Annotated in this window: 3 protein-coding genes and 1 tRNA gene; 3 read left to right on the forward strand and 1 reads right to left on the reverse strand. The window is 67.0% G+C overall.

What is annotated here, in order from left to right:
- On the forward strand, nucleotides 1-1,376 hold a 1,376-nt coding region (locus FXN61_RS47720), incomplete at its 5' end, for a glycoside hydrolase domain-containing protein (protein ID WP_167980379.1).
- A gap of 259 nt (nucleotides 1,377-1,635) precedes the next feature.
- Here FXN61_RS47720 and FXN61_RS47725 read toward each other — a convergent pair.
- Nucleotides 1,636-2,544, reverse strand: coding sequence for a cation diffusion facilitator family transporter (locus FXN61_RS47725; protein ID WP_167980380.1), 909 nt, complete (start codon nucleotides 2,542-2,544; stop codon nucleotides 1,636-1,638).
- 149 nt (nucleotides 2,545-2,693) lie between these two features.
- On the opposite strand from FXN61_RS47725, the gene FXN61_RS47730 reads away from it, so the two are divergent.
- Both FXN61_RS47730 and FXN61_RS47735 read left to right on the forward strand, forming a co-directional pair.
- Nucleotides 2,694-2,765: transfer RNA gene (locus FXN61_RS47730), tRNA-Arg, on the forward strand.
- Between the two features lie 606 nt (nucleotides 2,766-3,371).
- Nucleotides 3,372-4,034: a TasA family protein gene (locus FXN61_RS47735; RefSeq protein ID WP_167980381.1), complete on the forward strand. Its 663-nt coding sequence runs from the start codon at nucleotides 3,372-3,374 to the stop codon at nucleotides 4,032-4,034.
- Nucleotides 4,035-4,175: the final 141 nt, after the last annotated feature.

A 4,175-nucleotide genomic window follows, 5' to 3' on the forward strand; every position in this document is an offset into this window, starting at 1 on the left:
CCAAGCTCGACCAGTTCTTCACGTTGCCGGAGACGGCCAAGTTCCCCGGCGGCTACGGCGGCGTGATCCACGAGATGATCGAGGCGCGGGACGTGCGGATGGGCCAGTACGGCCACTCCAACCAGCCGTCGCACCACATCGCCTACATGTACAACTACGCCGGTCAGCCCGCCCGCACCGCGGAGAAGGTGCGCGAGGTCCTGGCGCGCCTGTACGTCGGCAGCGAGCAGGGTCAGGGCTATGCCGGTGACGAGGACAACGGCGAGATGTCCGCGTGGCACCTGTTCTCGTCGCTCGGCTTCTACCCGCTGCAGATGGGCAAGCCGGCCTACGCGATCGGTTCGCCGCTGTTCACCAAGGCGACCGTAAAGCTGGAGAACGGCAAGAAGCTCGTCATCAACGCACCCAAGAACAGCGCGAAGAACATCTACGTGCAGGGCGTGAAGGTCAACGGCAAGGCGTGGAACAAGACGTCACTGCCGCACGACGTGCTCGCGGCCGGTGCCACGATCGACTTCGACATGGGCCCGAAGCCTTCCGCCTGGGGCACGGGCGCCACCGACGTGCCGGACTCGATCACCACCGGTGACGCGGTTCCGACGCCTCTCCGTGACGTCTCGGCCGGTGTGTCTGTCGGTGCGCTGGCGGACAACAACTCCGCGACGTCCGCGGTGGTGCGCTCCTTCGACTTCAAGGCCGCTGACGCCAAGGAGAAGGCGGAGTTCTACACGCTGACCAACGCGAAGTCGGGCACGTCCCCGTCGTCCTGGGAGCTGAAAGCCTCCTACGACGGCAAGACGTGGGCGACGGTCGACAAGCGCTCGAACGAGAACTTCCAGTGGCAGCAGTACACCCGGTCGTTCAAGATCGCCTCGCCGGGCCGCTACAACTTCTACCGCCTGGAGTTCTCCGCCGACGTGGCGCTGGCCGAGTTCGAGCTGATGTCGAAGCCGCTGCCGGCCTGCACCTCGACGGTGACCGGCACGGTCGACGGCGGCCTGCAGGCCAAGGGCGTGACCTGCGTGGACGGCGCCACCATCAACGGCCCCGTGACCGTCGCGAAGGGCGCCACGCTCTTCGTCTTCGGCGGCGAGATCAAGGGCCCGCTGTCGGCGACGGACGCGGCGTCCGTGGTGCTCGTGGGCACTCGCGTGGGCGGTCCGGTGACGGCGCACGGCACTTCTTCGGAAGTCGCGGTGGAGAACACCTCGGTCGGTGGCCCTGTGTCACTGACGTCGAACAAGACCAGGTCAATCGTGGCGTTCACCACGGTCGGCGGGCCGTTGTCCTGCACGGGCAACAACCCGGCGCCGTCGAACAACGGCTTCCCGAACGAAGTGAAGGGTCCGAAGGCAGGACAGTGCACTGGTCTGTAATGCCCAACTGATCGCGTTTGAACCGGGAAAGCCGCGTTCCGTCACGGAACGCGGCTTTTCTCGTTCACCTGAACGGATCTTTCCCGTTCGGACATACTTCGATGAGATCTTGGCAATTCATGCGGTGGTGACTGGGGAGGCTCTAGTGGTGCCGTTCGAGCGAGGCCGTGTCCGGGTCGTCGTTCCACAACCTCGAATGGTTGTTCCGTCACGAACCGGCGCGCCGTCCACTAAGGACGAGATCCGCGACCTGCCGGGCTCACCACGAAAGCTCCCTGCACCGCTGCGCTGACGAGCCGCCCTCGACCTGCAGCGTCGCGTGCTCGATGTGGTACTCGCTCGCCAGCAACGACTGCGCGGCCTTGAGCACGTTCTCGTGATCGGCGTCCTCAGCGGTCGTGAGGTGCGCCGAAGCCACCTCCATGCCACTGGTGAGCGTCCAGACGTGCAGGTCGTGCGCCTCCGTGACGCCGGGGAGCCGGGTCAGCGCCTTCTGCATCTCGGTGACGTCGAGCCGCTCCGGCGCGTGCTGGAAGAGGATGTGCAAGGCGTTCTTGGCCAGGCTGTACGTCCGCGGCAGCACCCACACGCCGATCAGCACACCCATGATCGGGTCCGCGTACTTCCAACCGGTGGTGAGCATGACAAGGGCGGAGATGAGCACGCCCACCGACCCGATGAGGTCGGCCAGCACCTCGAGGTACGCGCCCTTGACGTTGATGCTGTCCTTGGCGCCCTCCTTCAGCACGCCGAAGCTGACGAGGTTGGCCGCAAGACCGAGCGTCGCCGCGATGAGCACCGGCCAGGCAGGCACCGCAGGCGGGTCCTGGAACCGGCCAACGGCCTCGTAGATCACGTAGCCGGCGACCCCGAAGAGCAGGACCGCGTTGGCGAGCGCCGCCAGCACCTCGGCCCGGTAGAAGCCGAACGTCCGGTTCTTGCCGGCCTTGTTCCTGCGCGCCACCATGATCGCGGCCAGCGCCATCCCGACGCCCAGCACGTCGGTGAGCATGTGCGAGGCGTCGGAGATCAGCGCGAGGGAGGACGTCGCGAAGCCCACGACGAACTCGACCACCATGAAGACCGCGCCGATGCCGAACGCGATCCACAGCTTGCCGGCGTGCTGCCCGCTCGCCGACGCCGATCCGTGCCCATGACCGTGGCCCATGCCGGGAACATATAGCGATATGCGCATGAGTGCAATCGGCAGTGCTTCTGACCTGGGGTGGGGGTGACGGAGACCACGCTGCATTGGTTCGAGGGGGTACGTGCGTAAGTGGGTGGCTCTCGTGCGCTAGGATCTTCCACGTAGCTACGGCCCCCGTAGCTCAGGGGATAGAGCACCGCCCTCCGGAGGCGGGTGCGCAGGTTCGAATCCTGCCGGGGGCATCGAAGGTCGAAGGGCAAGGTGTGTTCGCGGAGAGCGCGAGCCCCTTCGCCCTTCGAGTGTTTTCTGGGGTCTTGCCCCCAGATCCCATGCCGGGGCAAGCCCCCGGACCCCCTGCAGCGATACGCTGCAGGTCTTCTTTTGGGGCCTAGCCGTGGCATAAGTCATGTCATCATCGCGTCCACCGGCCGATCACAGATCTGGAAACTGACGCTGGCGGCCGATCACGGGTCGGTCAGCAAGGCCGAACCGCCGCCGCCGGCCACCGACCGCCGCACCTACGGGCCCGTGGCGGCGCCGGACAAGCACGCGTTCGCGTTCCTCGCTGAGCACGGCGACACCGCAGCGGTGTACCGCCCGGCACTCCCCCCGGCGCACAGCCGACAAAGATCGCCCACCTGCCGAGGTCCAGTAGCCCCGCTGATCGTGCCGTCGAGCACGGTCTGCAATCGATCGTCCACGATGCGCCGCCGCCGTTCCGGCCGCCGTCGCCCGATGGGGTGAACGCCGATCGCTCTGCGTCAACATCTCCGCCAAGTGACGCTAACCCTGGTGTGCACCCGCACTGCACCAAATGGAGCGCTAGCGATCTAGACCGGGGAGACATCATGACCGAACGACACTCCGTCGACGCCCACACCACGAGGCGCCGCCGCGCCTGGCGCCCGTTGGCGATGGCCACCACCGCCGGGGCGGTGCTCGTCATGATGGGCGCCGGGGTCTGGGCCACGCTGTCCGCCACCGTGTCCAACGTCGACCCTCAGCAAGTGAGCACGGGCACCCTCAAGCTCACCATGACGCCCAACGGCGCCGGGTTCAGCCAGTCGATCAGCAATCTCGCGCCTGGTGACGTGAGCAACCGCTACGTCGACGTGGCCAACAGCGGCACGCTGGACGGCCAGGCGCTGACCCTCGCGGTGACCGGCACCGGCAGCACGGCACTGACCACAGACGCCACTCGCGGTCTGACGGTGACCGTGACCGAGTGCGTCGACGGTATCTGGGCCCCGACCACCGGCGTCTGCTCCGGCACGACCTCGGCACTGGTGTCCAGCAAGCCGGTGTCCACCTTCGGCACCGCGACGTCGCTGGTGTCGGGCGCGGTCGGTGCCGGCGAGGTGCGCAAGCTTCAGGTCAGTGTCAAGCTCCCCAACCAGGACGAGACCACGGTCAACGGCGTCCTGCCCGCGAACACCATCCAGAACCTGAGCACCCAGCTCACCTTCGCCTTCGCCGAGACCCAGCGCGCGGCTGTCACCAGCAACTCGTGATCAGTTGGACGGCGAGCACCCGCGCCACGCGATTGACACATCGTCCTGGAGATGACCAGTGGGCAGGTTCACGACCACGACGCGGCGGGTCCTGGCGCCCGCCGCGACCGTCGCCCTGGTGACGGCTGCGGTCGTGGCGGT

Source organism: Lentzea indica (genome assembly GCF_012184385.1).
GTDB classification, from domain to species: domain Bacteria; phylum Actinomycetota; class Actinomycetes; order Mycobacteriales; family Pseudonocardiaceae; genus Lentzea; species Lentzea indica.